This is a genomic window from Cupriavidus yeoncheonensis (genome assembly GCF_905397275.1).
Lineage (GTDB): Bacteria > Pseudomonadota > Gammaproteobacteria > Burkholderiales > Burkholderiaceae > Cupriavidus > Cupriavidus yeoncheonensis.
In genome coordinates, this window is record NZ_CAJPUY010000005.1 from 1 (window position 1) to 23,290 (window position 23,290).

Here is a 23,290-nt window from a genome sequence, read left to right on the forward strand (position 1 = left end):
TGAGCTCACTCCAGGGCATGGGCATCTCCCGGTGGCAGTCGCCCATGCAGCGTAGAAAACTGTTACCTATGTGCTTGAACTGTTCTGTTACCTATGTGGGTGAACCGTACCCGAAAACGCGTTTTTGCCTCCTTTTGCCGCTCGGGCAAAAGGAGGTCGCCGGCTATGCCGGCGAAACGGCAGCGCATGTCAAGAACGAGAACCCAATCAAAACCCCACCGGCTACGCCAAAAAGCTCAGCACCCACCAACCACGACACCCCCATCAATACTCAATCCCCCTCAATCCGGCGAAGAACCAGAAATTTCCACGAGCGCTTGCTCGACAACCTCCCACGTCGCGCTCTCTTCGGCTTCGGTGCATTCGCCATGCTGCCGCTTGGTTGCGCCAAGCCGGTTCAGTACGAGATGCCGCGTGGGCACGACATCGACGTTGGCAAGGCAGGCCTTCACGCATGCAAGCGGACAGCCGTCCAACGCAAGGATCGGGCGGCCCGAGCGCGCGACACGTGTCAGCGCAGCGACACCGCCGCCCACGCCGCTGATGCAGGACATCTCCGCGCGGCCGCTGCGGTCCAGGCGGATGGCGAAGGCATTGGCGAGCTGCGCGACGCTGGAGCAGCCCGAGCAGGCATAGACCAGCGGCAGGCTGGCCGGTTTGGCGTGGGACATGGCGAGGCAGAACGGGTTGCGACCTCAGGCGGCGATGCTGGCAAACTGCGGCACCGGGCGCGGCTCTCGACGCACGCCGCGGCTTGCGCGCAGCGCGAGGATGTACAGCACCACCGCCGTCGGATCATTCAGCGGCAGGCAAGGCAGCGTGGCATCTGCAGGTGCATCGGTGGCCAGCGCGATGATGGACGGATCGCGCGGATAGTAGGGCTCGCGGCCATGCGCGGGGCGGAACACCTCGATGCGCGGTATCGCATCGCCGCGGAAGCCTTCGACCAGCGTCAGGTCGGCTGGCGAGAGGCGCGCCAGCTGTTGCGCCAGCGTTGGCTCCTGCTCGCCATGCAGCTCGCGCACGATGGCATAGCGGTAGGGAGAGGCCACCATGACCTCGTTGGCGCCAGCCGCGCGAAAGCGCGCGCTGTCCTTGGTGGGCGGCTCGAGTTCGAGCGGATGGTGGCTGTGCTTGACCACGTTGACGCTCAGGCCGTGTGAACGGAACCAGGGCAGCATGGCGGTGATGAGCGTGGTCTTGCCGCTGCCCGACGAGCCGGCAATGCCGATGACGAATCCTTGCATGATCCTCAGTTCTTCGCGGAAGAGTTTTCGCGCCCGAGCGGGCAGACGAGTGGCAGGAAGCCGTCGGCCCGCTGCGAGTACGCGAGCAGGGCGCCGGCCTCCAGGTCGAAGTACCAGCCATGCAGCGTGAGCTGGCCGCGTTCCAGCCCGCGCCGCACGAATGGGAAGGTCTCGAGGTTGCGCAACGACACCAGAATGGCGGCCTGCTCGCAGGCGCGCTGGCGTTGCGCGGTGCTGGCGCCGGCGAGGGTCTCGTCGACATGCCGGCGTGCGGGGCTGGCGATCCGCACCCACGGGCCGATGAAGTCTCTGCCGGCTGGTGCTTGCTCGTGCCCGGCATCGGCAGGCTGCGCCAGCAAGGCGCGGATGCCGCCGCAACCGGCATGGCCCATGACAATGATGCGGGCCACGCGCAACTGCTCCACGGCAAACTGGATTGCGGCGGAGACGCCATGCAGGCTGCCTTCCTGGCTGCCGGTGCACGGCGGCACCAGGTTGCCGATATTGCGCACGGTGAACAGTTCACCGGGGTCGCATCCGAGCAGCAGGGCGGGATCGACGCGTGAATCGCTGCAGCCGATCAGCAATGTCGACGGACGTTGCCCGTCGCGCAGCGTGTCGAACAGCTCGGGCTGGTCCTCGAAGTAATGCTGCTGGAAGCGCTCGAAGCCTTTCAGCAGACGTTCTATTTCGTGCATGCCAGCGGGCTCCCGGAAACGACGATGCTACTGGACCAGCGGGCTGTCGGCGCCTTCGAGCTCGATGCCGGTGATGCTGGCACGGCCGATCAGCAAACTCGCGTACTGCTTCCATGCGCGGTCGCGCGCCGCGTCCGACAGCGCGCGGGCGATGTCCGCGCGGACGGCATCGAAGGGCAGTCGGTTGCCGTCGCAGCGGTCGAGCACGCGGACGATATGCAGCCCGAAGCGCGTTTCCACGAGCTGCGGCATCACGCCCTGCGCCTGCGTGGAGAACACCGCGCGTTCGAATTCCGGGGCCGTCTCGCCGCGGAACACGCGGCCCAGCCGGCCGCCGCCGGCGCCGCTCGGGCAGTTGGACAAGGCGCTGGCGTGGCTGGCAAAGGTCGACGGATCGCCCTTGATCAGCGCAAGCGTCTGCTGCGCGATCTCGCGCAGCGCGTCGAGCGGCACGCGCGGCGTGACCTGAAACAGGATGTGCTCGACTTCGACCCATTCGCCTTCGCGGAAGCGGTCGGGGCGGCTGTCGTAGTGGCGGCGGCAGCTGCTCTCGTCGGGGTCGGGCACGGGCGCCTCCTGCATGAGCAGGGCCTGGGCCACGGCGTCGTCGTCCATATCGCCGTGGACAATGCCGAGGCGTTCCGCCTCGGTGCGCATCAGGCGGCGCAGGATGGCGGATACGGTTGCCATCTGCGCCGGGTTGGGCGCGTCGTGGTGGTGGTCCATTTCACGTTCGATGTCGGCGTCGGTCAGTTCTACGCCGTTGACGGTGACTGGCATGGTGTTCTCCGGTTACGGTGCGCGCGGCTCAGCGGCTGCGCACGAGTTGCCAGGCGCGGCCAAGGTAGCCTACCGAGGCGAAGCCGCTCCACACGTGGACCAGCCGCGTGAACGGGAAGATCACGAACAGCGACATCCCCATGAACAGGTGCGCCTTGAACAGCAGCGGGGCATCGGCCACGAAGCTCGCGGCATCGCCGCGCAGCGTGACGATATGCTGGGCCCAGGTCATCAGCAGCACCATCATGTGCCCGTCCATATGGCTGGCGGATTCGAAGATGGTGGACAGGCCCAGCAGCAGCGTGACCAGCAGCCACAGCAGCAGCACCTTGTCGCCAGCGCGGGTCACGGCCGAGACGCGTGCGTTGGTCAGGCGGCGATGCAGCAGGATCAGCAGGCCAGCCAGGCACATGGTGCCCATCACGCCGCCGGCGGTCATGGCCACGGCCTGCTTGAGGCCGTGCGAGACGCCCAGCGTGTCCCACACCGCCACCGGCGTGAGCAGCCCGACCAGGTGCCCGAAGAACAGGCCCAGGATGCCGACGTGGAACAGGATGTTGCCCGTGCGCAGGTTGCCGCGGTAGAGCACCTGGGAACTGTCGGTCTTCCACGTGTACTGTTCGCGCTCGAAGCGCGCCAGGCTGCCGAACAGGAAGATGGCCAGCGCGATATACGGGTAGATGCCGAAGAGGAATTGATGGATCAGGTTCATGGTCGTCACCTTGGCGTTCTCAGCAGACGGATGCCGCCGGCGCGCGCTGCGCGGTGCCACGCGGGTAGAACTTCACGGCGTGCGCGCCGGTGACGGGCCCGAGCAGCGGCTCGACGCCGTCGGCGCCGGGGCCGAAGGTTTCGAGCGCTTCGTCCATGTCGCGCACGGGCGGCTCCTGCCGGGGCTCGGGCTGCACGTCGGTCAGCGTGCGCAGCACCGTGAAGATGCCGCCATACGGGCTCTCGTTGCGCGCGAGCCGGTCGCCCACGGCGGCCAGCACGTGGATGGCGTCGCCAAGCAACTGCTCGGCGCGTGCTTCCTTGTCGTCCGCGACGAGCGCGCCGAGGTACTCGAGGAACAGCGGCACGTAGTCGGGCAGCTCGGACGCCGTCGGCTCGAAGCCGTCGCGCCGGTATTCCTCGATCAGGTCGACCATGGCCTGGCCACGGTCGCGGCTCTCGCCGTGGACATGCTCGAACAGGTGCAGCGAATGCGCCGGGTTCCGGTCGAACGTGGCGACGTAGTTTTCCTGCAGCGCGATCAGTGTCTCTTCGCGCAGCATGTGCATCAGTGGCGCGAGCATGTCATGCGCCTGTGGCCATTCGGCAAGGGCCTCGTCGATCTCGGGCAGGCTTTCGAGCAAGGCCTCGTCCGGATAGCAGAGCAGGGCGCTAAGGACTGGGTAGAGTGGCATGTCAGTTCTCCTGTCGGTTCAGCCGGATCAGCCGGCAAAGGCCTTGCGCGAACGCGGCAGCGCGGCGTAGGCGATGGCCGGCTTCGGCTTCTTGCCGAACAGCGTGCCTTCGGAGGTGCCGCCGGAGCAGCCGTTGCCGAAGGTGAAGCCGCAGCTGGCCTTGTCGCTGAAGCTGTCCTCGACCATTTCCTTGTGCGACGACGGGATGACGAAGCGGTCTTCATAGTTGGCGATGGCCATGGTCTGGTACATGTCCTCGACCTGTGCCGGCGTCAGTCCGACCTGCTCGAGCACGGCCAGGTCCTGTTCGCCGTCGACGACCTGCGAGCGCTTGTAGGCGCGCATCGCCAGCATGCGGTCGAGTGCCGACAGCACCGGTATGACGTCGCCGGCGGTCAGCAGGTTGGCCAGGTACTTCACCGGAATGCGCAGGCTCTTCACATCCGGGATCACGCCGTTCATGCCCATGTGGCCCGCCTCGGCGGCGGACTGGATCGGCGAAAGCGGTGGGATGTACCAGACCATCGGCAGCGTGCGGTACTCCGGGTGCAGCGGGAAGGCAACCTTCCATTCGCAGGCCATCTTGTAGACCGGCGACTTGCGCGCGGCATCGAGCCAGCTCTGCGGAATGCCCTGGCGGCGCGCTTCAGCCTGCACGGTCGGGTCGTGCGGGTCGAGGAACACGTCGAGCTGCGACTGGTACAGGTCGCGCTCGTCGGCCACCGATGCGGCCTGTTCGATACGGTCCGCGTCATAGAGCATCACGCCCAGATAGCGGATGCGGCCGACGCAGGTTTCCGAGCACACCGTGGGCTGGCCGGCCTCGATGCGCGGATAGCAGAACAGGCACTTCTCGGCCTTGCCGCTCTGCCAGTTGAAATAGATCTTCTTGTACGGGCAGCCCGAGATGCACATGCGCCAGCCGCGGCACTTGTCCTGGTCGACCAGCACGATGCCGTCGTCCTCGCGCTTGTAGATCGAGCCTGACGGGCACGACGCCACGCAGGCCGGGTTCAGGCAGTGCTCGCACAGGCGCGGCAGGTACATCATGAAGGTGTTCTCGAAGGTCGAGTACATCTCCTTCTGCACGTCGTCGAACAGCTTGTCGCGGCCACGCGAGCTGAATTCGCCGCCGAGGTCGTCTTCCCAGTTCGGACCCCATTCGATCTTTTCCATCTTGCGGCCGGTCAGCACGGACACCGGGCGCGCGGTCGGCGGGGTCTGCACCAGCGGTGCCTTCTGCAGGTGCTCGTAGTCGTAGGTGAACGGCTCGTAGTAGTCGTCGATCTGCGGCAGGTTGGGGTTGGCGAACAGGTTCGCCAGGATCTTCAGCTTGCCGCCCTGGCGCGGCTCCAGCGTGCCGTTGGCATTGCGCTTCCAGCCGCCCTGCCACTTCTCCTGGTTTTCCCATTCCTTGGGGTAGCCGATGCCGGGCTTGGTTTCGACATTGTTGAACCACGCGTACTCGATGCCGTCACGGCTGGTCCACACGTTCTTGCAGGTTACGGAGCAGGTATGGCAGCCGATGCACTTGTCGAGGTTCAGCACCATGGCCACCTGGGCACGGATCTTCATTCTCAGGCTCCTTCCTTCTTGTTCGACTTCGCAGTCTTTTCCACGAGCGGCCCTTCCAGCCAGTCGACCTTGTTCATCTTGCGCAGGATCACGAATTCATCGCGGTTGCTGCCCACGGTGCCGTAGTAGTTGAAGCCGTAGGCGAGTTGCGCGTAGCCGCCGATCATGTGCGTGGGCTTGGTCACCGCACGCGTGACCGAGTTATGGATGCCACCGCGCATGCGGCTGGTCTCGGCACCCGGCACGTTCACGATCTTTTCCTGGGCGTGGTACATCAGGCACATGCCCTGCGGCACGCGCTGCGACACCACCACGCGGGCGGTCAGCGTGCCGTTCACGTTGAACACTTCGACCCAGTCGTTGTCGCGGATGCCGTTGGCCTTGGCCTCGACTTCCGAGATCCACACGTGCGGGCCGCCGCGCGACAGCGTCAGCATGCGCAGGTTGTCCGAGTACGTGGAGTGGATGCCCCACTTCTGGTGCGGCGTGATCCAGTTCAGCACCAGTTCGGGATTGCCGTTCGGCTTCTTGCCGAGCATCGGGCTGACCGTCTTGGTGTCGATGGCCGGCTTGTACACGGCCGAGCCTTCGCCGAAGTCGAGCATCCAGCGGTGGTCCTGCCAGAACTGCTGGCGGCCGGTCAGCGTGCGCCATGGAATCAGCTCATGCACATTGGTATAGCCGGCGTTGTAGCTGACTTCTTCGGACTCCAGCCCCGACCACGTCGGCGCGGAAATGATCTTGCGCGGCTGGGCCTGCACGTCGCGGAAGCGGATCTTGTCGTGCTCGCGGCCTTCGGCCAGGTGCGTGTGGTCGCGGCCGGTGATCTTCGACAACGCGTCCCATGCCTTGACGGCGACATGGCCGTTGGTCTCGGGCGCGAAGGTCAGGATCATCTCGGCGGCGTCGATCGCGGTTTCCAGCTTCGGGCGGCCGTGGCTCACGCCATGGTCGGCCACGGTCTTGCTGAGTTCGCCGATCTCCTTGACCTCGTGCTTCGTATCCCAGTTGATGCCCTTGCCGCCATTGCCCATCTTGTCGAGCAGCGGCCCGATCGAGGTGAACTTCTTGTAGATGTCCGCGTAGTTGCGCTCGACCACGGTCATCGACGGCGCGGTCTTGCCGGGGATCAGGTCGCACTCGCCGTGCTTCCAGTCCTTTGGCTCGAACGGCTGGCCGAGTTCGCCCGGGGTGTCGTGCAGCAGCGGCGTGCAGACCAGGTCCTTGCGCGTGCCGAGGTAAGGCCCGGCGATCTCGCTGAACGTCTTCGCGATGGCCTTGTAGATTTCCCAGTCGGTCTTGCTTTCCCACAGCGGCTGCACGGCTTCGGACAGCGGGTGGATGAACGGGTGCATGTCGGACGTGTTGAGGTCGTCCTTCTCGTACCAGGTGGCCGTGGGCAGCACGATGTCGCCATACAGGCAGGTGGTGCTCATGCGGAAGTCGAGCACGGTCAGCAGGTCGAGCTTGCCTTCGGCGGCCGGGCGCACCTTCACTTCGCTCGGCTTGATCGCATCGTCCTCGTCGCCGAACACGGCGTTCTGCGTGCCGAGCAGGTACTTCAGGAAGTATTCATGTCCCTTGCCCGAGCTGCCCAGGATGTTCGAGCGCCAGACGAACATATTGCGCGGGAAGTTGGCGGGGTTGTCGGGGTCGTCGCAGGCGAACTGCAGCTTGCCGGACTTGAGTTGATCGACGGTGTAGGCGACGGGGTCCTTGCCGGCGCGCTCGGCCGCGTCGACCACGTCGAGCGGGTTGGAGCCGAGTTGCGGCGCCGACGGCAGCCAGCCCATGCGTTCGGACTTGGCGTTCAGGTCCAGCAGCGTCATCTTGCCGTACTTGTTCTTGTCGGCGGTGGGCGACAGGATCTCGTCGACGCCGAGCTTCTCGTGGCGCCACTGGCTGGTGTGGTTGTAGAAGAACGAGGTGCCGTTCATCTGGCGCGGCGGGCGCGACCAGTCCAGGCCGAAGGCCAGCGGCGCCCAGCCGAACTGCGGGCGCAGCTTTTCCTGGCCGACGTAGTGGGCCCAGCCGCCGCCGCTCTTGCCGATGCAGCCGCACATCATCAGCAGGTTGATGATGCCGCGGTAGATCATGTCGTTGTGGTACCAGTGGTTCAGCGCCGCGCCGACGATGACCATGCTCTTGCCCTGGGTGCGGTCCGCGTTGTCGGCGAATTCGCGCGCCACCTGAATGACGAGCTTCGGCGGCACCGAGGTGTGCTTTTCCTGCCAGGCGGGCGTGTAGGGGACGTCGTCGTCATAGGACGCGGCCACGTTCGGGCCGCCCAGGCCCTGGTCGACGCCGTAGTTGGCAAGCTGCAGGTCGTACACCGTGGCGACCAGCGCGGTGGTGCCGTCAGCCAGCGTGACGCGGCGCGCCGGCACGCGGCGGCGCAGCAGCGCGTCATGCTCGCCACCGAAGTACGCGAAGCCGACTTCGGCCACTTCGTCGTGGCTGCCCAGCAGCGACAGGCGCGGATCGATGTTCCGGCTGCTGCCGCCGTCCTTCATCTCCAGGTTCCAGCGGCCGACCTTCTCGCCGCCGTTGTGCGCAGCCTCGCCCCAGCGGAAGCCGATGGAGCCGTTGGGCGCGACGATGTCGCCGCTCATGTCGTCGACGACCAGGGTCTTCCAGTCCGGATGGTTGGCTTCGCCGAGGTTGTCGGCCAGGTGCGAGGCGCGCAGGAAGTGGTCGGGGACCAGCGTGCCGTCATTGTCGCGCAGCAGCACCAGCATCGGCATGTCGGTGTACTGCTTGATGTAGTCGCGGAAGTACGCGGACTTGCGCGTGACGTGGAATTCCTTGAGCACGACGTGGCCCATGGCCATGGCCAGCGCGGCGTCGGTGCCTTGCTTCGGGGCCAGCCAGATGTCGCCGAACTTGACCATCTCGCCGAAGTCGGAAGACACGGCCACGGTCTTGGTGCCCTTGTAGCGGACCTCGGTGTAGAAGTGGGCGTCCGGCGTGCGCGTCTGCGGCACGTTGGAGCCCCACACCATCAGGTAGGTGGAGTTGTACCAGTCGGCCGATTCGGGCACGTCGGTCTGCTCGCCCCAGATCTGCGGGCTGGCCGGCGGCAGGTCGCAGTACCAGTCGTAGAACGACAGGCAGGCGCCGCCGAGCAGGCTCAGGTAGCGCGCGCCGGCGGCGTAGGACACCATCGACATGGCGGGGATCGGCGAGAAGCCGACCACGCGGTCCGGGCCGAACTTCTTGACGGTAAAGGCATTGGCGGCCGCGATGATTTCGGTCGCGGTGTTCCAGTCGGCGCGCACGAAGCCGCCCAGGCCGCGCACGCTCTTGTAGCGCTCGGCCTTTTCGGGATCCTGGCTGATCGACTCCCACGCGGCGATCGGGTCCATGGTCTTGCGGGCCTCGCGCCACATTTCCATCAGGCGGCCGCGGATCATCGGGTACTTCACGCGCTGGGCAGAATAGACGTACCAGCTGTAGGAGGCGCCGCGCGGGCAGCCGCGCGGTTCATGGTTGGGCAGGTCGGGGCGGGTGCGCGGGTAGTCGGTCTGCTGGGTTTCCCAGGTGATCAGGCCGTTCTTCACATACACCTTCCACGAGCAGGAGCCCGTGCAGTTGACGCCGTGCGTGGAGCGCACGATCTTGTCGTGCTGCCAGCGGCTGCGGTAGCCGTCTTCCCACTTGCGGTCTTCGTTCACCACCGCGCCGTGCCCGTCCGCATAGGTGGACTTGACGCGCGACATGAACTTCAGTCGATCCAGAAAGTGACTCATCTCTTGTTCTCCGCGAATGCTAGCTGCTGGCGGCACACGGCCGTTGCAGGGACACTCGTAGCTTATGGGGGAGGGATGTGCGCGCCAATTCGCTGGTGGAACAGGCCGCGCGGTGCGTTCGGGCTAGTCGGCGGGGGCCGGCCTAGCTCTGTCGAACTAGGCCGGCCGGCAGCATCAGCAGGGCATGGCCGCGTTGCGGCGCGCGTAGCACCACCATGTCACCAGCACGCAGCTCACGTAGAAGGCGATGAAGCAGTACAGCGCGGCGTCGGCCGAGCCGGTCAGCTCCAGCGAGGTGCCGAAGCTCTTGGGGATGAAGAAGCCGCCATAGGCACCGATCGCCCCGGAGAAGCCGAGCACCGCGGCCGATTCCTTGCCGGCCTCCTGCAGCGCCTGCCTTTGCGCCATGTCGCCCTTGCCGGCGGCGGCGCGCTGGCGCTCGGTGAGGAAGATCACCGGGATCATGCGGAAGGTCGAGCCGTTGCCGATGCCGGTCAGCGCGAACAGCGCGACGAAGGCCGCCAGGAAGCCCGGGAAGCTGCCCGCCGCACCGTCATGCGGCAGCGCGGCCAGCACGCCGAACACGGCGATGATCATGCCGACGAAGGTCCACAGCGTCACGCGTGCGCCGCCGAGCTTGTCGGAGATCCAGCCGCCGACGGGACGCGTGAGCGCGCCGACCAGCGGCCCCAGGAAGGCGTAGGCGGTAGGGTTGACGCCCGGGAACTGCGACTTGGTCAGCAGCGCCAGCCCGGCCGAGAAGCCGATGAACGAGCCGAACGTGCCCACGTACAGCCAGCACATCAGCCAGTTGTGCTTGCGCCTGAAGATGATGGCCTGCTCGGCGAAGGAAGCCCTGGCGTCGGCGATGTCATGCATGCCGAACCATGCCGCCAGCGACGACACCACGATGAACGGCACCCAGATGAAGCCCGCGTTCTGCAGCCACAGGTTCTTCATGGCGTCGCCGGCCTGGTATTGCTGGGGCTCGCCGCCGAGCGTGCCGAACACCGCCAGCGATACCACGAGCGGGGTGACGAACTGCACGACCGACACGCCCAGGTTGCCGATGCCCGCGTTCAGGCCCGTGGCCAGCCCCTTCTTCGCCTTCGGGAAGAAGAAGCTGATATTGGCCATCGACGAGCTGAAGTTGGCGCCGCCCAGCCCGCACAGCAAGGCCAGGGCCAGCAGCGTCGGGTAGCTCGTGGACGGGTCGCGCAGCGCGAAGCCCATGCCCAGCGCCGGGATCAGCAGCAGCGCGGTGGAGATGGCAGTGAAGCGGCGGCCGCCGAACACCGGCACCAGGAAGGAGTAGAAGATGCGCAGCGTGGCGCCGGACAGCGCGGGCAGCGCGGTCAGCCAGAACAGCTGGTTCTTGGTGAACTGGAAGCCGGCGCGGTCAAGGTTGACCGCGACCACGCTCCACAGCATCCAGATCACGAAGGCCAGCATCAGTGCGGGGATCGAGATCCACAGGTTGCGATAGGCGATGCGTTCGCCGGTGTTTTGCCAGAACGCCGCGTTCTCGGGCTCCCAGCGCGTTAGTACGGAGGTGGACATGACAGTGTGCTTGAGTGGAAAGGGGTGTCAGGGGCGGCGTCACGCCGTCTGGGTGAGGCCGACGGCCTGTTCCTTGCGCCGGCGTTCGGCGCGGTGGCTGTAGTGCATCCAGACCAGGCTCACGCACACGGTGCCGTACATCAGCATGAAGCAGCTGCTGCGCACGCCCGTGAGGTCGGCGAGCGCGCCGAACAGGATCGGCAGCACGAAGCCGCCCAGCCCGCCCGCCAGGCCCACCACGCCGGACACGGCGCCGATGTTGTGCGAGAAATCGTTCGAGATGAACTTGAAGACCGAGGCCTTGCCGATGGCGAACGCGATGCCGACCACGAACAGCAGGAACGTGAATACGGCCGGTGTCAGCGCGATGCGGAAGTTCTGCGGACTCGTGGTGGTGTGGATCACGAAGTCGGTCTGCGGGTAGCTCAGCAGGAAGAAGCCGACCCAGCTCACCCACATCACCCACCACGTGGTGCGCTGCGCGCCGTAACGGTCGGAGATCCAGCCGCCGATCGCGCGCAGCATGCCGCCCGGCAGCGAGAAGCACGCGGCCAGGAACGCGGCCACCTTCATGTCGAAGCCGTATTCGCCGATGTAGTACTTGGTCATCCACAGCGACAGGCCGACATAGCCGCCGAAGACGACCGAGTAGTACTGCGAGTAGCGCCAGACGCGCGGGTCGCGCAGCATGGCGAACTGCTCGCGCCAGCCGGTGCTGGATGCCACGCGGTGGGCGGGATTGGTGCGTGAGCCCAGCCAGAACACGATGGCCGTCACCAGCATCGCCACCGAGTACACGCGCGGCACGACTTCCCAGGTACCGGCGGCCAGGATCAGTGCGGGCGCGACAAACTTGGTCAGCGCGGCGCCCGAGTTGCCGGCTCCGAAGATACCCATGGCCAGGCCCTGGCGCGAACGCGGGAACCAGCGCGCCACGTACGGCGTGCCCACGGAGAACGAGCCGCCGGCCAGGCCGACGAACAGGCCCAGCACCAGCAGCTGCCACAGGGTGTGCGCATACGAGATCAGCCAGATCGGGATGACCGTGGCCAGCATCAGCACGAAGAACACGACGCGGCCGCCATAGCGGTCGGTCCAGATGCCGAGCGGCACGCGGATCAGCGAGCCGCTCAGCACGGGCGTGGCGGCCAGCAGGCCGAACTCGGTCTCATTGAGTCCGAGCTCTTTCTTGAGCGGGATGCCGAGGACGGCGAACAGCATCCAGACGGCGAAGCAGATGGTGAAGGCGAAGGTGCTCGATGCCAGTGTCGTCCATGCCCCGGAAGGGACGGGCTCCGGCATTCGCGCCGCGCGTGTGGGGGTGGCCATGGCCATGCTCCTGTGTCAACTTTGACGGGATGACGCCAGAGTAGGCATGGGCGTTGCGGCTGACCATTCGCCGGGAGCACAAGCCGCCACAGCCCGGAACCTGCTGGTGGAGCTAGTTCCATCGGCGGAGGACGACGGTGGCATCAGGGTGCTATCGTGGTCGCAACCTGCCTGGACACGGTATCAACCCGTGACAAGGATCAAATCTCTCGCACGCGCCCATCATGGAAACCATCCCTATCCTGCCCGCACGCGGTCCGCGCAAGTTGCCGGAAGCCGGTCCGCCGCCCCGTGGTTTTGCGCTGTTCGCGCTCGGCTTCCGCCCCTTCTACCTCGGCGGCGCGGTCTTCGCGGCGATCGCCGTGGCCGTGTGGGCGGCCATGTATGGCGGTGCGGCTGGCGTGGCGCCTGCGGGCGCCTTGCCGCCGATGCTGTGGCACGCCCATGAGATGGTGTTCGGCTTTGCCGCCGCGATCGTGGTGGGCTTCCTGTTCACGGCCGGGCGCGCGTGGACTGGACAACCCACGCCGACCGGTGCGCTGCTGGCCTGCCTGTTCGTGCTGTGGCTGGCCGGCCGTGGCGCCATGTGGTTCGGTACCGGCGCGCTGGCGGCGTGGATCGACGGCGCGTTCCTGCCGCTGGCCGCGCTGGCATTCACGCGCACGCTGGTCAGGGGCGGCAACCGCCGCAACTATCCGCTCGCGTTCGCACTGTGGCTGCTGGCGCTGGCCAATGTAGCGAGCCTCGGGCTGCAGGCCGGTGGCCATGCGGACGCGGCGCTGCGTGCCTGCCAGGCCGGCGTCGCGCTGATCACGCTGTTCGTGATCGTGATCGGCGGGCGCGTGATTCCGATGTTCACGACCAATGCCATTCCCGGCTTCCGGCTGCGCCAGTATCCGAAAGTTGACCGCGTGGTCGTGCCGGCCGCGGTGATGGGCCTGCTGGCCGGGCTGGTCCCGCTGCCGGGCTGGCTGTCAGCCGCGCTGTCGCTGCTGGCGGCCGTGGTGCTCGGCATCCGCGTAATCGGCTGGCGTGGCTACGCGGTGGGCAACCGCCCGCTGCTGTGGTCCCTGCACCTGGCCTATGGATGGCTGCCTCTTGCCTTCCTGCTCCAGGGTGCCGCCGCGCTCGGGATGGTGATGCCGGGCATTGCCACGCACGCGTTCACGGTCGGCGTGCTCGGTGGCGCCATCATCGCCATGATCACGCGCACGGCGCTCGGGCACACGGGCCGGATGCTGGCGGCAGGGCGCGCGGAGACCGCGGCGTACTGGCTGGTGGCCGCGGCCGCGGTGCTGCGTGTCGTCGGGCCGCTGCTGTGGCCGGCCGGGTACCTGCACTGGATCCATGGCGCGGCTGCCTGCTGGGTGGCAGGGTTCGCGGTCTACGCGGTGGTCTACGCGCCGCGGCTGGCACGGCCAAGGATCGACGGAAAGGCTGGCTGAAGGCAAGCTTCGGGGTTTGTGGCCCGGCACTCGGTCGGCACAAGACAGCCGTCACCCCCGACTCATCGCCGGACCTCGCGTGTCCGGCGAATTCATTTGCCTTTGCCACTCGGTCGGCCGCCACCCTTCGGAGGGAACCGCCCTCACGGAGAATCTGCGACCCTCCGGCGTTGCGCCGCGACGAACATGACCAGGCCGAACAACTGCAACCCTGCCATGCAGATCGCCATCTTGACGATGGAGTCCAGTAGCGGGACCAGCAGCGCCGACAGGAGGAAATTGCCGAACTGCTGTGTCGTGACATAGCCGCTGGCTGCCAGCCCGCGCCGCATGGGCAGGCAGTCCAGCGCCAGAAGTTGCAGGCTCGGTTGCGTGATGGTCATCCCGGCGGCGAAGACCGGCAGAGCGACCAGGGCCCAGGGCATTGCCGGGGCGTGCAAGGCGCAGACGGCAAGGTTGAACGTGCCGGCCAGCAGCATGACGGCATGCCCGAGCAGCACGCTGTGCACGGGGCTGATCCGGCCCGCAATGCGGTGCGATACGAACGACCCGAACAGAATCCCGCCCACGATCGGGATGAAGACCCAGCCGAACGATTGCGCGCCAAGGCCGAGATACTGGGTCACGAAGCGGGGCGCGGTAAAGACATAGACATAGATGGCGACATTGACGCCGGCGTTGGCGAGCGCCAGCGCGATGAAGCGGCCATGCGCCAGCATGTCGCCATAGGCGCGCGCGAGTGACACGGGGTGCAGCGGATGCCGGCGCGCGGGCGGCAAGGTCTCCGGCACCCATAGCCAGCAGGCGGCAAGCAGCGACGCTGACACCAGGGCCAGGAAAACGAAGATGCTGCGCCATCCGATCCACAGCAGCAGCCAGCCGCCGCAGACCGGTGCAAGGGCCGGCCCCAGCGCGAAGATCATGGCGACGAGTGCCATGACCTTCTGCGCCTTGATGCCGTCAAAGACGTCCCTGACCATGGCCCGGCCAACGATGACGCCAATGCCGGCGCTGACTCCCTGCAATGCCCGCCCCGCGTGAAGCCACCAGATGCCGGTGGCGGCCGCGCAGACCAGGGAGCCGAAGGTGAACAGCGCGCAGCCGAGAAGAATCATCCGCCGCCTGCCTACGGCGTCGGAGATGGCGCCATGCCACGGCATCATCAACGCGAAGGGCAGCAGATAGGCGGTCAGCGACTGCTGCACCTGCGCAGTCGTCGCGTGCATGTCATCGGCAATCACCGGAAAGGCGGGCAGATAGCTAGCGATGGCAAATTGCCCGAGCATCGACAGTCCGGCTACGACGGCTGCCATGGCGGCGACACCCGGGACGGGCTCCGTGCGCGGTGCCGGCATGGATGATGTTTTCATCTGGATGTCATTCGGTAGCTCAGCGGCGAAATAATTGACCTGATCGTAAGAACATTGGAGACTTTAAAGGTCACTGAAGGCGCCAAAAAGGTAGCAAATCGCGCCACACGAGCGAATATCCTGATGAGCCTGAACATTCGATCCGCCTCCCTGGCCCGGTTCCTGGAGGTCGCCGGCGAACTCGGCCTGGATCCGGAACCCCTTTTGCTGAGGCACGGACTGAGCCGCGCCATGCTGGACCCCGCAGAGTGCAGCTTCCTGCCTGCGCGCGTGGTGATCCAGTTGCTCGAAGATGCGGCGAGCGCGTCCAGCTGCGCCGGCTATGCGGCGTTGATGGTGGAGCGGCGCAAGCTCTCGGACATCGGGGCGATCAGCCTGCTGCTGCGGCATCAGCGCTCGGCGCGGGCGGCGATCGACTTCCTCGTGAGGCACAAGGGGTTGCTGAGCGACGTCCTCGCGATTCAGGTCGAGAGCGAGGGGAAGTTCTCGGTGGTCCGGGTCGAGCTGATTTCCGATGTCTATTCTAGGCAGGCGGCCGAGCTGGGCGTGGGCGTGATCATCAGCATCTTCCGGTCATTGCTGGGGGAACACTGGTGTCCGCACGAAGCCTATTTTTCGCATGCGGCGCCGGACGATCGCCGGATCCATCGCCGCGTCTTTCGCTGTCCGCTGCGGTTCGGTGCCGGGTATTCAGGCTTCGCGTGCCTCACGAGCGAACTGGACTCGCCTTCCGATTTCTCGGAGATCGAACTGAAGAACTACGAGCGGTTCTTCATCGAAAATCTGCCAGTGGTCAATCGCGAGTCTGTCCTGGAGGATGCGAGAAAGGCGATCTCATTGCTGATGCCGAGCGGCAAGGTCGATTTGCACCTGGTTGCCGACTACCTGAAGACGAGTCCGCGAACGCTTCAGCGGCGGCTGGCCCAGGAAGACACCACCTTTATGCGCGTCTACAACACGGTGCGCCGGGACAGCGCGACGCGCTTTCTCGAGAATACGCGCCACTCGATCTTCTCCATCGCGGAGCAGCTTGGCTTCGACAGTTCAAGATCCTTCACACGCTGGTTTTCCCAGGAATTCGGCATCTCGCCGAAGCCGTGGCGGCAGGCGCGTTTGCGCAAGGACTGACTTGGGCAGGGCCGGTCTGCCCGGTCGGCCGGCACAGGTCCGCGTCAGCCCATCCCGGCCGCTACGGCCATGCGATCGTCACCGCGCTCCCTCCGCACGCTGAGCCATGCCACGAGCAGCGCAGCCAATGGGGCCAGGGCGGCCACCCAGGGCAGTGCATTCAGGCCCGGGCCATGGGCGACCACCATGCCGCCCAGCCACGCGCCGATGCCGTTGCCGAGATTGAATGCGGCGATATTGAAGCTCGATGCCAGGTTCTGGCCCGCGCCGCTGGCATGGTGCAGCACGCGCAGCTGCAGCGGCGACACGGTCGCGAACGCGGCGACGCCCAGGATGCCGACGAAGCCGGCCATGGCGGCCTGGCTGTGGATGGCGAAAGTCATGGCCGCCAGCACGGCGGCGAGCGCGGTCAGCGATCCAAGGAGCGCGGCCGTCGGCTGGCGGTCGGCGAACCGGCCGCCCAGGATGTTGCCCAGGATCATGCCGCCACCGAACAGCAGCAGGATCGGCGACACCGCGCCCTCGCTGAAGCCGGCCACGCGCGTCAGCAGCGGCTGCACATAGGTGATCAGCGCGAACGTACCAACGGCCTGCAGCACGGTCATCAGCAGGCCAAGCAGCACCTGCAGCCGCACGACGGTGGCGAGTTCATCGCGCAGCGCGACCGGGGCGCTGTCGTCGCGGCTTGCTTTCACCAGCGCGGCAATCACGACCAGCGAGACCAGCCCGATCACCGTCATGGCCCAGAAGGTCGAGCGCCAGCCAAGGTGCAGGCCCAGCCAGGCTCCGGCGGGCATGCCGAGCAGCGTGGCCAGCGTCAGACCCGAGAACATGACCGAGATCGCCGAGGCGCGGCGCTCGGCCGGCACCAGGCTGGTTGCCACCACGGCGCCCACGCCGAAGAAGGTGCCGTGCGTGAGCGACGTGAGCACGCGCGCGATCATCAGCGTGGTGTAGTCGGGCGCCAGCGCGCAGGCCGCGTTGCCGATGGTGTAGATGACCATCAGCGCGAGCAGCACGGCCTTGCGCGGCATGCGTCGGGTCAGCAGCGTCAGCACCGGCGCGCCGGCGAATACGCCGAGCGCATAGCCGGAGACCAGCATGCCGGCCGCGGCAATGCTGACGTGCAAGTCAGTGGCTACTTGCAGCAGCAGGCCCATGATGACGAATTCGGCGCAGCCAATGCCGAAGGAGCCGGCGGTCAGCGCGTACAGGGCTACCGGCATGCGGCCGGTGTGCGGGTGCGGGACGGGGTTTGACATGGTAGGGGCCACTTGCGGATAGCGGGAGGGATGGCAGGAAGGCTGAAGTGTCGGTCTTTTCATCTTCTTCATAAACCGGCATGATTCATAATCAGTTTCAACGAAAAATTGATAATCATGGATCGCATCGGCGATATCGGCCTGTTTCTGCGTGTGCTGGATCTGGGGTCGATCAGTGCCGCCGCGCGCAGCCTGGATCTGTCGGTGGCAGTGGCCAGCCAGCGCCTGCAGCGGCTGGAGCGCGATCTCGGCGTTCGCTTGTTGCATCGCACCACGCGACGCCTGCATGCGACGCCGGAGGGCGCGATCCTCGCCGAGCAAGGCCGGGCGCTGGTCGAAGATCTCGACGCGCTGGGCAGTTCGCTGCGGCAGGCGGGCACCGGTATCTCGGGAACGCTGCGCGTGACCGCCTCCTCATCGTTCGGTCGCCTCTATATCTCGCCGCTGCTGCCGGAGTTCATGGCGCGCCATCCGGGGCTGAAGCTCAGCTTCACCATGACGGACAACGTGCTGGACCTGGTCAGCGCCGGTTTCGACCTGGCGATCCGGATCGGCGCGCTCGATGATTCCGCGCTGGTCGCGCGCAAACTTGCGACCAACCGGCGGCTGCTGTGCGCATCGCCGGAATACCTGCGTCGCCGCGGCACGCCGCGCACGCCCCAGGACCTGGCCAGCCATGATTGCCTGCTGCTCGTGGGCAGCCAGGGCCGGCAGGATGTCTGGCGCCTCGGCGACGGGGCGGGCGGGGAGATTGCGGTCCGGGTGCGTGGACCGATCGACGCCAACTCCGGCGAGTTGCTGTCGGACGCCGCCCTGGCCGGCCTCGGCATTGCCATGCATTCGACCTGGCATGTCTGCGCGGCGCTGCGCACCGGCCAGCTGGTGCCGGTGCTGGCCAACTATCCGGTAGCGGAATCAGGGATCTACGCGGTCATGCCGCAGCGCCGGCTGGTGCCGCCAAGGGTGCGGACGTTTGTGGATTTCCTGGCCGGACACTTCGGCGAAAACCCGCCGTGGGAGCGCCCGGCCTGACGGGTTGCGCCGCGGTGCAACCGGGTGCCTAAAATTTAGGCGCTCCGGTGCGTTGGCGCACAGACTGGGCGTTTCGGGAGGGGCGCGCGAGGATATCCACAGATTCTGTGGATATCCTCGCCGGATTTCAACATGGGTTTCTACCATCGACGCGGCCCCCGGCCCGGGAGTATGCTGAGCGATCCGCCCCGGCCCCCCACTCGCCGTTCGGCGACCCGGCATGCATTCCCTTTCTTCGAGACACCATGCGAAACCACGGGCCGACGGCAGTACCGATCCTGACCATGCTGGCCGGCGCCGTCATGGCGGCCGGCTGCGTGGCGCAGTACCGCGTGCCGTCCGGCGCCCCGGTGGCCAGCGTCCGCCTGATGACGGATACCGATGACAACACCACCTTCACGGTGGTGGATCCCGCCAGATGCCCGGACCCGGCGCGTCCGCTGGTCCTGGCCGGGATGGGGAAGCAGTTGTCGGCGATCGGGCGGGACCGTGGACTGGAGATGGCCGGCACTTCGCCCGAGCCACCGGCGCGCACACGCGAGCGACAGGTGGAGGCGGGCCGGCGGATCTATGTGGGCGTGATGTCGACAGCCGCACCGCCCCTGCCGGAACTGCGTTGCGCGGCGGGCGTGTCGTTCGTGCCCGCGGCGGGGGCGCAATATGAAATCCGCTACAAGCGGGACGAGACCGCGAGCCAGTGCTCGGCCCAGGTCTTGCGCCTGCAACCGCTGCCGTCAGGCGCCGCGCGGCCCGTGGTCGAGCCGACGCAGCAGGGCTTCCGCGCGCTGAGGAAAGAATATATCTGCCAGGCGTCGTGACGACGCCCGGACAGGCCAGCCCCTGGCGGGGCGGCCGCAGCGGACTATTACGACTCGATCAGGAAACGTTCCGGACGCTTGCCCAGCCAGGCCGGGGCACGGCCGCGACCCGACCAGGTCTTGCCGGTCTTCGGGTCCATGTACTTCGGGGGCAGCGGAGCGTGTTCCGCCTTCTTGACGGCGCTCGAACCGGCCGGCCGGCCACGGCCGCGGCGCGGGGCGATGTCGTCCGGAGTCAGACCGTATTCGGCCATCAGCGAACGGATCTGGTCGATCACGCCGGCGACTTCGGTTTCCCTGACTTCATTGAGCTTCGCTTCGAGCGCTTCTTTTTCTGCGAGAAGTTGCTTGTATGTCGCCATTTATATTCCCCTTTTATTGCGATTGGCCGCTGCATGGTACTGGAACTTCATGCCGATATGGCATTGTCATGTTGCGGTGGACACGAAAATATTTTACGAAATATAACGCAGATTGCACGGGTCTCTTGTTACAGGCTGTTCGTCCGGCACATATAGCGGGGGCTGGCAGGGCAATGCCATTGCCGTGTTCCGAGGCTTTGGCAATGGCTAATGGCGGGAAATGGATTGCATCCGGCGATCTGGAATGGGTTTTCCGGCCACGTGTGCGCGCCGGCATTCCGGCTTTCCAATCGCTTTGCATGGAAATCCGCTGTGTCTTCACGGCGGGCATCAGGCTTCAATCCGGATTGGCTGATGCAGCGGTGATTCGCATGATCGTCAGCCAGAACATTGCAGGCGAATCGCATCGCTTGCCGCCGCGCGCGCGGCGGCCATCGATATGGCATGCGGATTCAATTGGGTGTTGATAGAAGGAAAATGGCGAGGCACGTCGCCATGAATGGGGAACGGCTGCGTTGCGCGTACCGGCACGTTGCCAGGGTGAAGCGCGGAAAGGATTCGCGCATGGTCGGTACGCAATAAAAAAATACCCCGGGAAAGCAGGAATCCCGGGGCATAAATCCACCGTGTGGCGGTGGAGGAGACATTGTTGAATTCACTCCGGACAACCGCGCCAGCGGCAGCGGCGGTCCGATTGAAGCGTCTGTTTCAGATTGCCCAGCCTCCGGCATAGAACGCGGCAAGCGCGACGGCGATAGCCACGGTGCCGGCATTGAGTTTGCGCCATTCGCCAGAGACGATGCGGCCGACCACCAGCGTGCAGAAGCCAAGCATGATGCCGGTGACGATATTGCAGGTCAGCACGATGAACACCGCGCACACCAGGCCCGACAGCGCATCGACCAGGTCATCCATGTGCAGGCGCGAGACGCTCGACAGCATCAGCAGGCCCACGTACATCAGCGCCGGCGCGGTGGCGTACGACGGCACCAGGGCCGCCAGCGGCGAGAAGAACATGACGGCGAGGAACAGCAGGCCGACCACCACGGCGGTCAGGCCGGTCTTGGCGCCGGCGGCCACGCCGACGGTCGACTCGATATAAGCGGCGGCCGGGGCGCCACCGAACATGGCGGAGAAGATCGAGCTGACCGAGTCCGCGGTGAGCGCACGGCCACCGTTGCGGATGTGGCCGCTGGCGTCGAGCTGGCCGGCCTGGCCCGCCACGGCGCGGATGGTACCGGTGGCATCGAACACGGCAGTCATCACCAGCGCCAGCACGCTTGGCAGCACGGCGGCGGACAGCGCGCCGCGGATATCCATGGCGCCGATCAGCGACTGATGGCCGGGGGCGCTCAGCGAAGGCAGCGCGAACACACCGGTGAATTTCACGGCGGGATCGAAGATCAGGCCCAGCAGGGAGATGGCCACGATCACCAGCAGGATGCCTCCCGGCACGCGGCGACGCTCCAGGCCGAAGATGGCGGCCAGGCCCAGCACCGACATCACCACCGGGAAGGCGGTGATCTTGCCCAGCGTGACGGGCAGGCCTGCGCCGCTGTTCTTGACCACCAGGCCGACCTCATTGGAAGCGATCAGCAGCAGGAACAGGCCAATGCCGATCCCCGCGCCGTGGGCCACGCCGGCCGGCAGGTTGCGCAGGATCCAGGAGCGTACGCCGGTGACGGAGATCGCGGTGAACACCACCCCCATCAGGAATACCGCGCCCAGCGCGACGGCCGGCGACAGTCCCTGCCCCAGTACCAGGCCAAAGGCCATAAAGGCAGTCAGTGAAATGGCGCAGCCGATGGCGATCGGCAGCTTGGCCCACACGCCCATCAGCAACGAGCCGAATGCCGTGGTCAGGCATACCGCCACGAATACCGCGCTGGTGTCGAAGCCGGCCTTGCCAAGCATGCCCGGCACGACAAAGACCGCGTAGACCATGGCCATGAAGGTGGTCACGCCGGCCACCAGTTCCTGGCGCTGCGTGCTGCCGCGCGCGGTAATCTGGAAATAGGCGTCGAGCTTGTTCTTGACTTCGGGGCGCGCGGAATCGACTTCCGTCACCGACGGATAGGGCTGTTCGATCATGATGATCTGTCTCCTTGCAGGGCGCTGCCGCGGCCGACGGAAGGGCCATGGACAGGCTTTGTCTCACGTGGTTCTAGGTATCGGCCGTGACAATGCTCGCTGCCCGGCCGGTTTTATCGGTGTTGCCTCCTGTCCGCGCCTTCTGCATGGGCGTGATCTGGGCAAGGCTGAAGGCTAGGCGACGCACGGCGCGTCGTCATAACCCCCACAAAATGCGCGGTATGCCTGGAAGGGAATAGTGAATGTGATGAATGGCCGTCTTCGTGCGCAGCAGCCGCGTGGAGGCGGGTCCGAGGCACGCGTGCATTATCAGCTGAAGCAAATAGGGCCTATAGGGATTGACCCGTATGTCTTGGGGTCGACTTCTTTATACTAGGGATAACCCTCGAATTGGATCTCGCGAGTCCCGCAGGCGCGGTGCAGGTGCGATTCGATGCGCTTTTCATTGACGCCTCATCTACTGATTTCTCTTATGCAAGTCCTTGCCGATACGCTTTATCGCCAGTCGCCGAACCGCCGTCCGACTGCGGCCCCCGCCGACCTGTCCCGCGATGTGGACCTGTACGCCCGCATGGGCAGCGGCCGTTCGCTCGCCGCGCGGGTGCGCGATTACTTTGCGCGCGGCTGGGCGCTGCATGTGGAGAATGCCCGCGTGGCGGCGCCCATCACCTGGCTCTGAACCGTTCCGAACCGTTCCGAACGCCGCCGCGGCGAACTCAGTACATCCCCGTCGCTTCCTTGAAGCGGCGCAGCGTCCAGCCATGCCCGAGCAGCACCATGCGTGTGTGCAGGTCATCCATCACGGCTGCGCTGACCCGTTCGCCCAGATAGGTGAGCGTCTTGTGGCGCAGGTCGACATAGCCAAGCGTGTAGCGGCGGCTAAGCGACTGCCACAGCGCATGCGCGCCCGCCGACTGCCGGGCGCCGCTCAGCAGGCACAGTCCACCGTCGAGCGCCCAGCGGTAGAGGCCTGATGCCAGGCCGCGGCGCTGGTAAGCCGGCGCAAACTTCGTGTGGGGCGAACGCACCCAAGGGTCGGCGCGACGGCCGACTTCGATCAGCCGGTTGAACACCGTATAGCCGGCAAGCCGGCCGTTGGCCACGTCTTCCACGTACACGAAAATCTCGCCGTCGGCCTCGCGATAGCGCAGGCGCAGCCCCGGCAGTCCGCTGGGCTGAGCCGGCATCGCATGGAGCCGGTCGCCAGGGCAGCGCATGCGGTCATGTAGCGCGCCCAGTTCGTCTTCCACCTCGGCGTGTCCGGGGCTGACATCGATGCGCAATTCCAATGCGCGTGCCAGTCCCTGCGCCGGGTGGCGCAATTCGAAGGTCATGGTCATGGTGAGACCCCCGCTCAGGCGTTGAGGGCGACGTACAGGATCACGAGCGCCAGCATGGCGCAAAGGGTGCGGCGGTAGATCAATGGCATGGCTTTCTC

The 23,290-nt window shown here is 66.2% G+C and carries 21 protein-coding genes; 6 read left to right on the top strand and 15 right to left on the bottom strand.

The features are described 5' to 3' along the window. Window positions 1–281: 281 nt before the first annotated feature. The 10 genes from KHO22_RS07940 to KHO22_RS07985 form a co-directional block, all read right to left on the bottom strand. The gene (locus KHO22_RS07940; protein ID WP_211946581.1) at window positions 282–671 is read right to left on the bottom strand and encodes a putative zinc-binding protein; all 390 of its coding nucleotides are present in this window, start codon (window positions 669–671) and stop codon (window positions 282–284) included. A 24-nt stretch (window positions 672–695) separates the two neighbouring features. Continuing rightward, window positions 696–1,247: a molybdopterin-guanine dinucleotide biosynthesis protein B gene (mobB, locus tag KHO22_RS07945; RefSeq protein WP_211946582.1), complete on the bottom strand. Its 552-nt coding sequence runs from the start codon at window positions 1,245–1,247 to the stop codon at window positions 696–698. 5 nt (window positions 1,248–1,252) lie between these two features. Then, on the bottom strand, window positions 1,253–1,945 hold the full coding sequence (locus KHO22_RS07950) for a carbonic anhydrase (protein ID WP_211946583.1): 693 nt from the start codon (window positions 1,943–1,945) through the stop codon (window positions 1,253–1,255). 27 nt (window positions 1,946–1,972) lie between these two features. Continuing rightward, a complete protein-coding gene (locus tag KHO22_RS07955) occupies window positions 1,973–2,725 on the bottom strand; it encodes a peptidylprolyl isomerase (RefSeq protein ID WP_211946584.1) in 753 nt (250 codons plus the stop codon). Between the two features lie 28 nt (window positions 2,726–2,753). Then, entirely contained in the window at window positions 2,754–3,437 is a 684-nt protein-coding gene (gene narI / locus KHO22_RS07960) for a respiratory nitrate reductase subunit gamma (protein ID WP_211946585.1), read from the bottom strand. Between the two features lie 19 nt (window positions 3,438–3,456). After that, window positions 3,457–4,131: a nitrate reductase molybdenum cofactor assembly chaperone gene (narJ, locus tag KHO22_RS07965; RefSeq protein ID WP_211946586.1), complete on the bottom strand. Its 675-nt coding sequence runs from the start codon at window positions 4,129–4,131 to the stop codon at window positions 3,457–3,459. A gap of 27 nt (window positions 4,132–4,158) precedes the next feature. After that, a complete protein-coding gene (gene narH / locus KHO22_RS07970; RefSeq protein ID WP_211946587.1) occupies window positions 4,159–5,706 on the bottom strand; it encodes a nitrate reductase subunit beta in 1,548 nt (515 codons plus the stop codon). Window positions 5,707–5,708: 2 nt separating this feature from the next. Next, window positions 5,709–9,455, bottom strand: coding sequence for a nitrate reductase subunit alpha (locus KHO22_RS07975; protein WP_211946588.1), 3,747 nt, complete (start codon window positions 9,453–9,455; stop codon window positions 5,709–5,711). Between the two features lie 174 nt (window positions 9,456–9,629). Next, on the bottom strand, window positions 9,630–11,015 hold the full coding sequence (locus KHO22_RS07980; protein ID WP_211946589.1) for a NarK family nitrate/nitrite MFS transporter: 1,386 nt from the start codon (window positions 11,013–11,015) through the stop codon (window positions 9,630–9,632). Between the two features lie 39 nt (window positions 11,016–11,054). Further along, window positions 11,055–12,344, bottom strand: a complete 1,290-nt coding sequence (locus tag KHO22_RS07985) for an MFS transporter (RefSeq protein ID WP_420839583.1) — start codon at window positions 12,342–12,344, stop codon at window positions 11,055–11,057. Between the two features lie 224 nt (window positions 12,345–12,568). On the opposite strand from KHO22_RS07985, the gene KHO22_RS07990 reads away from it, so the two are divergent. After that, window positions 12,569–13,789, top strand: coding sequence for an NnrS family protein (locus KHO22_RS07990; protein ID WP_211946590.1), 1,221 nt, complete (start codon window positions 12,569–12,571; stop codon window positions 13,787–13,789). Between the two features lie 143 nt (window positions 13,790–13,932). On the opposite strand, the gene KHO22_RS07995 is transcribed toward KHO22_RS07990, so the two are convergent. Further along, window positions 13,933–15,159 carry a multidrug effflux MFS transporter gene (locus KHO22_RS07995; RefSeq protein WP_230426785.1) on the bottom strand — a complete coding sequence of 409 codons (1,227 nt, stop codon included), beginning with the start codon at window positions 15,157–15,159 and terminating at the stop codon, window positions 13,933–13,935. A 123-nt stretch (window positions 15,160–15,282) separates the two neighbouring features. On the opposite strand from KHO22_RS07995, the gene KHO22_RS08000 reads away from it, so the two are divergent. Then, window positions 15,283–16,287 carry an AraC family transcriptional regulator gene (locus KHO22_RS08000; protein WP_211946591.1) on the top strand — a complete coding sequence of 335 codons (1,005 nt, stop codon included), beginning with the start codon at window positions 15,283–15,285 and terminating at the stop codon, window positions 16,285–16,287. A gap of 44 nt (window positions 16,288–16,331) precedes the next feature. Here KHO22_RS08000 and KHO22_RS08005 read toward each other — a convergent pair whose 3' ends face one another. Next, window positions 16,332–17,549, bottom strand: coding sequence for an MFS transporter (locus tag KHO22_RS08005; RefSeq protein ID WP_230426786.1), 1,218 nt, complete (start codon window positions 17,547–17,549; stop codon window positions 16,332–16,334). Between the two features lie 117 nt (window positions 17,550–17,666). Here KHO22_RS08005 and KHO22_RS08010 point away from each other — a divergent pair, with 117 nt between their 5' ends. Together KHO22_RS08010 and KHO22_RS08015 are read left to right on the top strand one after the other, a co-directional pair. Then, window positions 17,667–18,581 (top strand): LysR family transcriptional regulator, encoded by a 915-nt coding sequence (locus KHO22_RS08010; protein WP_211946592.1) that lies wholly within the window; start codon window positions 17,667–17,669, stop codon window positions 18,579–18,581. Window positions 18,582–18,826: 245 nt separating this feature from the next. Then, window positions 18,827–19,399, top strand: a complete 573-nt coding sequence (locus KHO22_RS08015) for a hypothetical protein (RefSeq protein ID WP_338031326.1) — start codon at window positions 18,827–18,829, stop codon at window positions 19,397–19,399. Between the two features lie 47 nt (window positions 19,400–19,446). Here the strand turns inward: KHO22_RS08015 and KHO22_RS08020 are convergent, their stop codons facing one another. Further along, window positions 19,447–19,761: an H-NS histone family protein gene (locus KHO22_RS08020; protein WP_211946593.1), complete on the bottom strand. Its 315-nt coding sequence runs from the start codon at window positions 19,759–19,761 to the stop codon at window positions 19,447–19,449. Window positions 19,762–19,964: 203 nt separating this feature from the next. On the opposite strand from KHO22_RS08020, the gene KHO22_RS08025 reads away from it, so the two are divergent. Beyond that, window positions 19,965–20,228, top strand: coding sequence for a hypothetical protein (locus KHO22_RS08025; protein WP_211946594.1), 264 nt, complete (start codon window positions 19,965–19,967; stop codon window positions 20,226–20,228). A 241-nt stretch (window positions 20,229–20,469) separates the two neighbouring features. On the opposite strand, the gene KHO22_RS08030 is transcribed toward KHO22_RS08025, so the two are convergent. Further along, entirely contained in the window at window positions 20,470–21,852 is a 1,383-nt protein-coding gene (locus KHO22_RS08030) for an NCS2 family permease (protein ID WP_230426787.1), read from the bottom strand. Window positions 21,853–22,324: 472 nt separating this feature from the next. Here KHO22_RS08030 and KHO22_RS08035 point away from each other — a divergent pair, with 472 nt between their 5' ends. Then, window positions 22,325–22,531 (top strand): hypothetical protein, encoded by a 207-nt coding sequence (locus tag KHO22_RS08035; RefSeq protein WP_211946595.1) that lies wholly within the window; start codon window positions 22,325–22,327, stop codon window positions 22,529–22,531. 37 nt (window positions 22,532–22,568) lie between these two features. On the opposite strand, the gene KHO22_RS08040 is transcribed toward KHO22_RS08035, so the two are convergent. Further along, a complete protein-coding gene (locus tag KHO22_RS08040; protein ID WP_211946596.1) occupies window positions 22,569–23,192 on the bottom strand; it encodes an N-acetyltransferase in 624 nt (207 codons plus the stop codon). Window positions 23,193–23,290 lie beyond the last annotated feature (98 nt).

Bases quoted from the DNA above. Each gene is read 5' to 3' on its own strand.
- KHO22_RS07990 (WP_211946590.1), top strand. From the start codon at position 12,569: ATGGAAACCATCCCTATCCTGCCCGCACGCGGTCCGCGCAAGTTGCCG.
- KHO22_RS08030 (WP_230426787.1), bottom strand. From the start codon at position 21,852: ATGATCGAACAGCCCTATCCGTCGGTGACGGAAGTCGATTCCGCGCGC.
- KHO22_RS07980 (WP_211946589.1), bottom strand. From the start codon at position 11,015: ATGTCCACCTCCGTACTAACGCGCTGGGAGCCCGAGAACGCGGCGTTC.
- KHO22_RS08010 (WP_211946592.1), top strand. From the start codon at position 17,667: ATGGATCGCATCGGCGATATCGGCCTGTTTCTGCGTGTGCTGGATCTG.
- KHO22_RS08025 (WP_211946594.1), top strand. From the start codon at position 19,965: ATGGCTAATGGCGGGAAATGGATTGCATCCGGCGATCTGGAATGGGTT.
- KHO22_RS08040 (WP_211946596.1), bottom strand. From the start codon at position 23,192: ATGACCATGACCTTCGAATTGCGCCACCCGGCGCAGGGACTGGCACGC.
- narJ (WP_211946586.1), bottom strand. From the start codon at position 4,131: ATGCCACTCTACCCAGTCCTTAGCGCCCTGCTCTGCTATCCGGACGAG.
- mobB (WP_211946582.1), bottom strand. From the start codon at position 1,247: ATGCAAGGATTCGTCATCGGCATTGCCGGCTCGTCGGGCAGCGGCAAG.
- KHO22_RS08015 (WP_338031326.1), top strand. From the start codon at position 18,827: ATGCGAAACCACGGGCCGACGGCAGTACCGATCCTGACCATGCTGGCC.
- KHO22_RS08020 (WP_211946593.1), bottom strand. From the start codon at position 19,761: ATGGCGACATACAAGCAACTTCTCGCAGAAAAAGAAGCGCTCGAAGCG.
- KHO22_RS07950 (WP_211946583.1), bottom strand. From the start codon at position 1,945: ATGCACGAAATAGAACGTCTGCTGAAAGGCTTCGAGCGCTTCCAGCAG.
- KHO22_RS07975 (WP_211946588.1), bottom strand. From the start codon at position 9,455: ATGAGTCACTTTCTGGATCGACTGAAGTTCATGTCGCGCGTCAAGTCC.
- narI (WP_211946585.1), bottom strand. From the start codon at position 3,437: ATGAACCTGATCCATCAATTCCTCTTCGGCATCTACCCGTATATCGCG.
- KHO22_RS07995 (WP_230426785.1), bottom strand. From the start codon at position 15,159: ATGAAAACATCATCCATGCCGGCACCGCGCACGGAGCCCGTCCCGGGT.
- narH (WP_211946587.1), bottom strand. From the start codon at position 5,706: ATGAAGATCCGTGCCCAGGTGGCCATGGTGCTGAACCTCGACAAGTGC.
- KHO22_RS07955 (WP_211946584.1), bottom strand. From the start codon at position 2,725: ATGCCAGTCACCGTCAACGGCGTAGAACTGACCGACGCCGACATCGAA.
- KHO22_RS08005 (WP_230426786.1), bottom strand. From the start codon at position 17,549: ATGTCAAACCCCGTCCCGCACCCGCACACCGGCCGCATGCCGGTAGCC.
- KHO22_RS07985 (WP_420839583.1), bottom strand. From the start codon at position 12,344: ATGGCCACCCCCACACGCGCGGCGCGAATGCCGGAGCCCGTCCCTTCC.
- KHO22_RS08035 (WP_211946595.1), top strand. From the start codon at position 22,325: ATGCAAGTCCTTGCCGATACGCTTTATCGCCAGTCGCCGAACCGCCGT.
- KHO22_RS08000 (WP_211946591.1), top strand. From the start codon at position 15,283: ATGAGCCTGAACATTCGATCCGCCTCCCTGGCCCGGTTCCTGGAGGTC.
- KHO22_RS07940 (WP_211946581.1), bottom strand. From the start codon at position 671: ATGTCCCACGCCAAACCGGCCAGCCTGCCGCTGGTCTATGCCTGCTCG.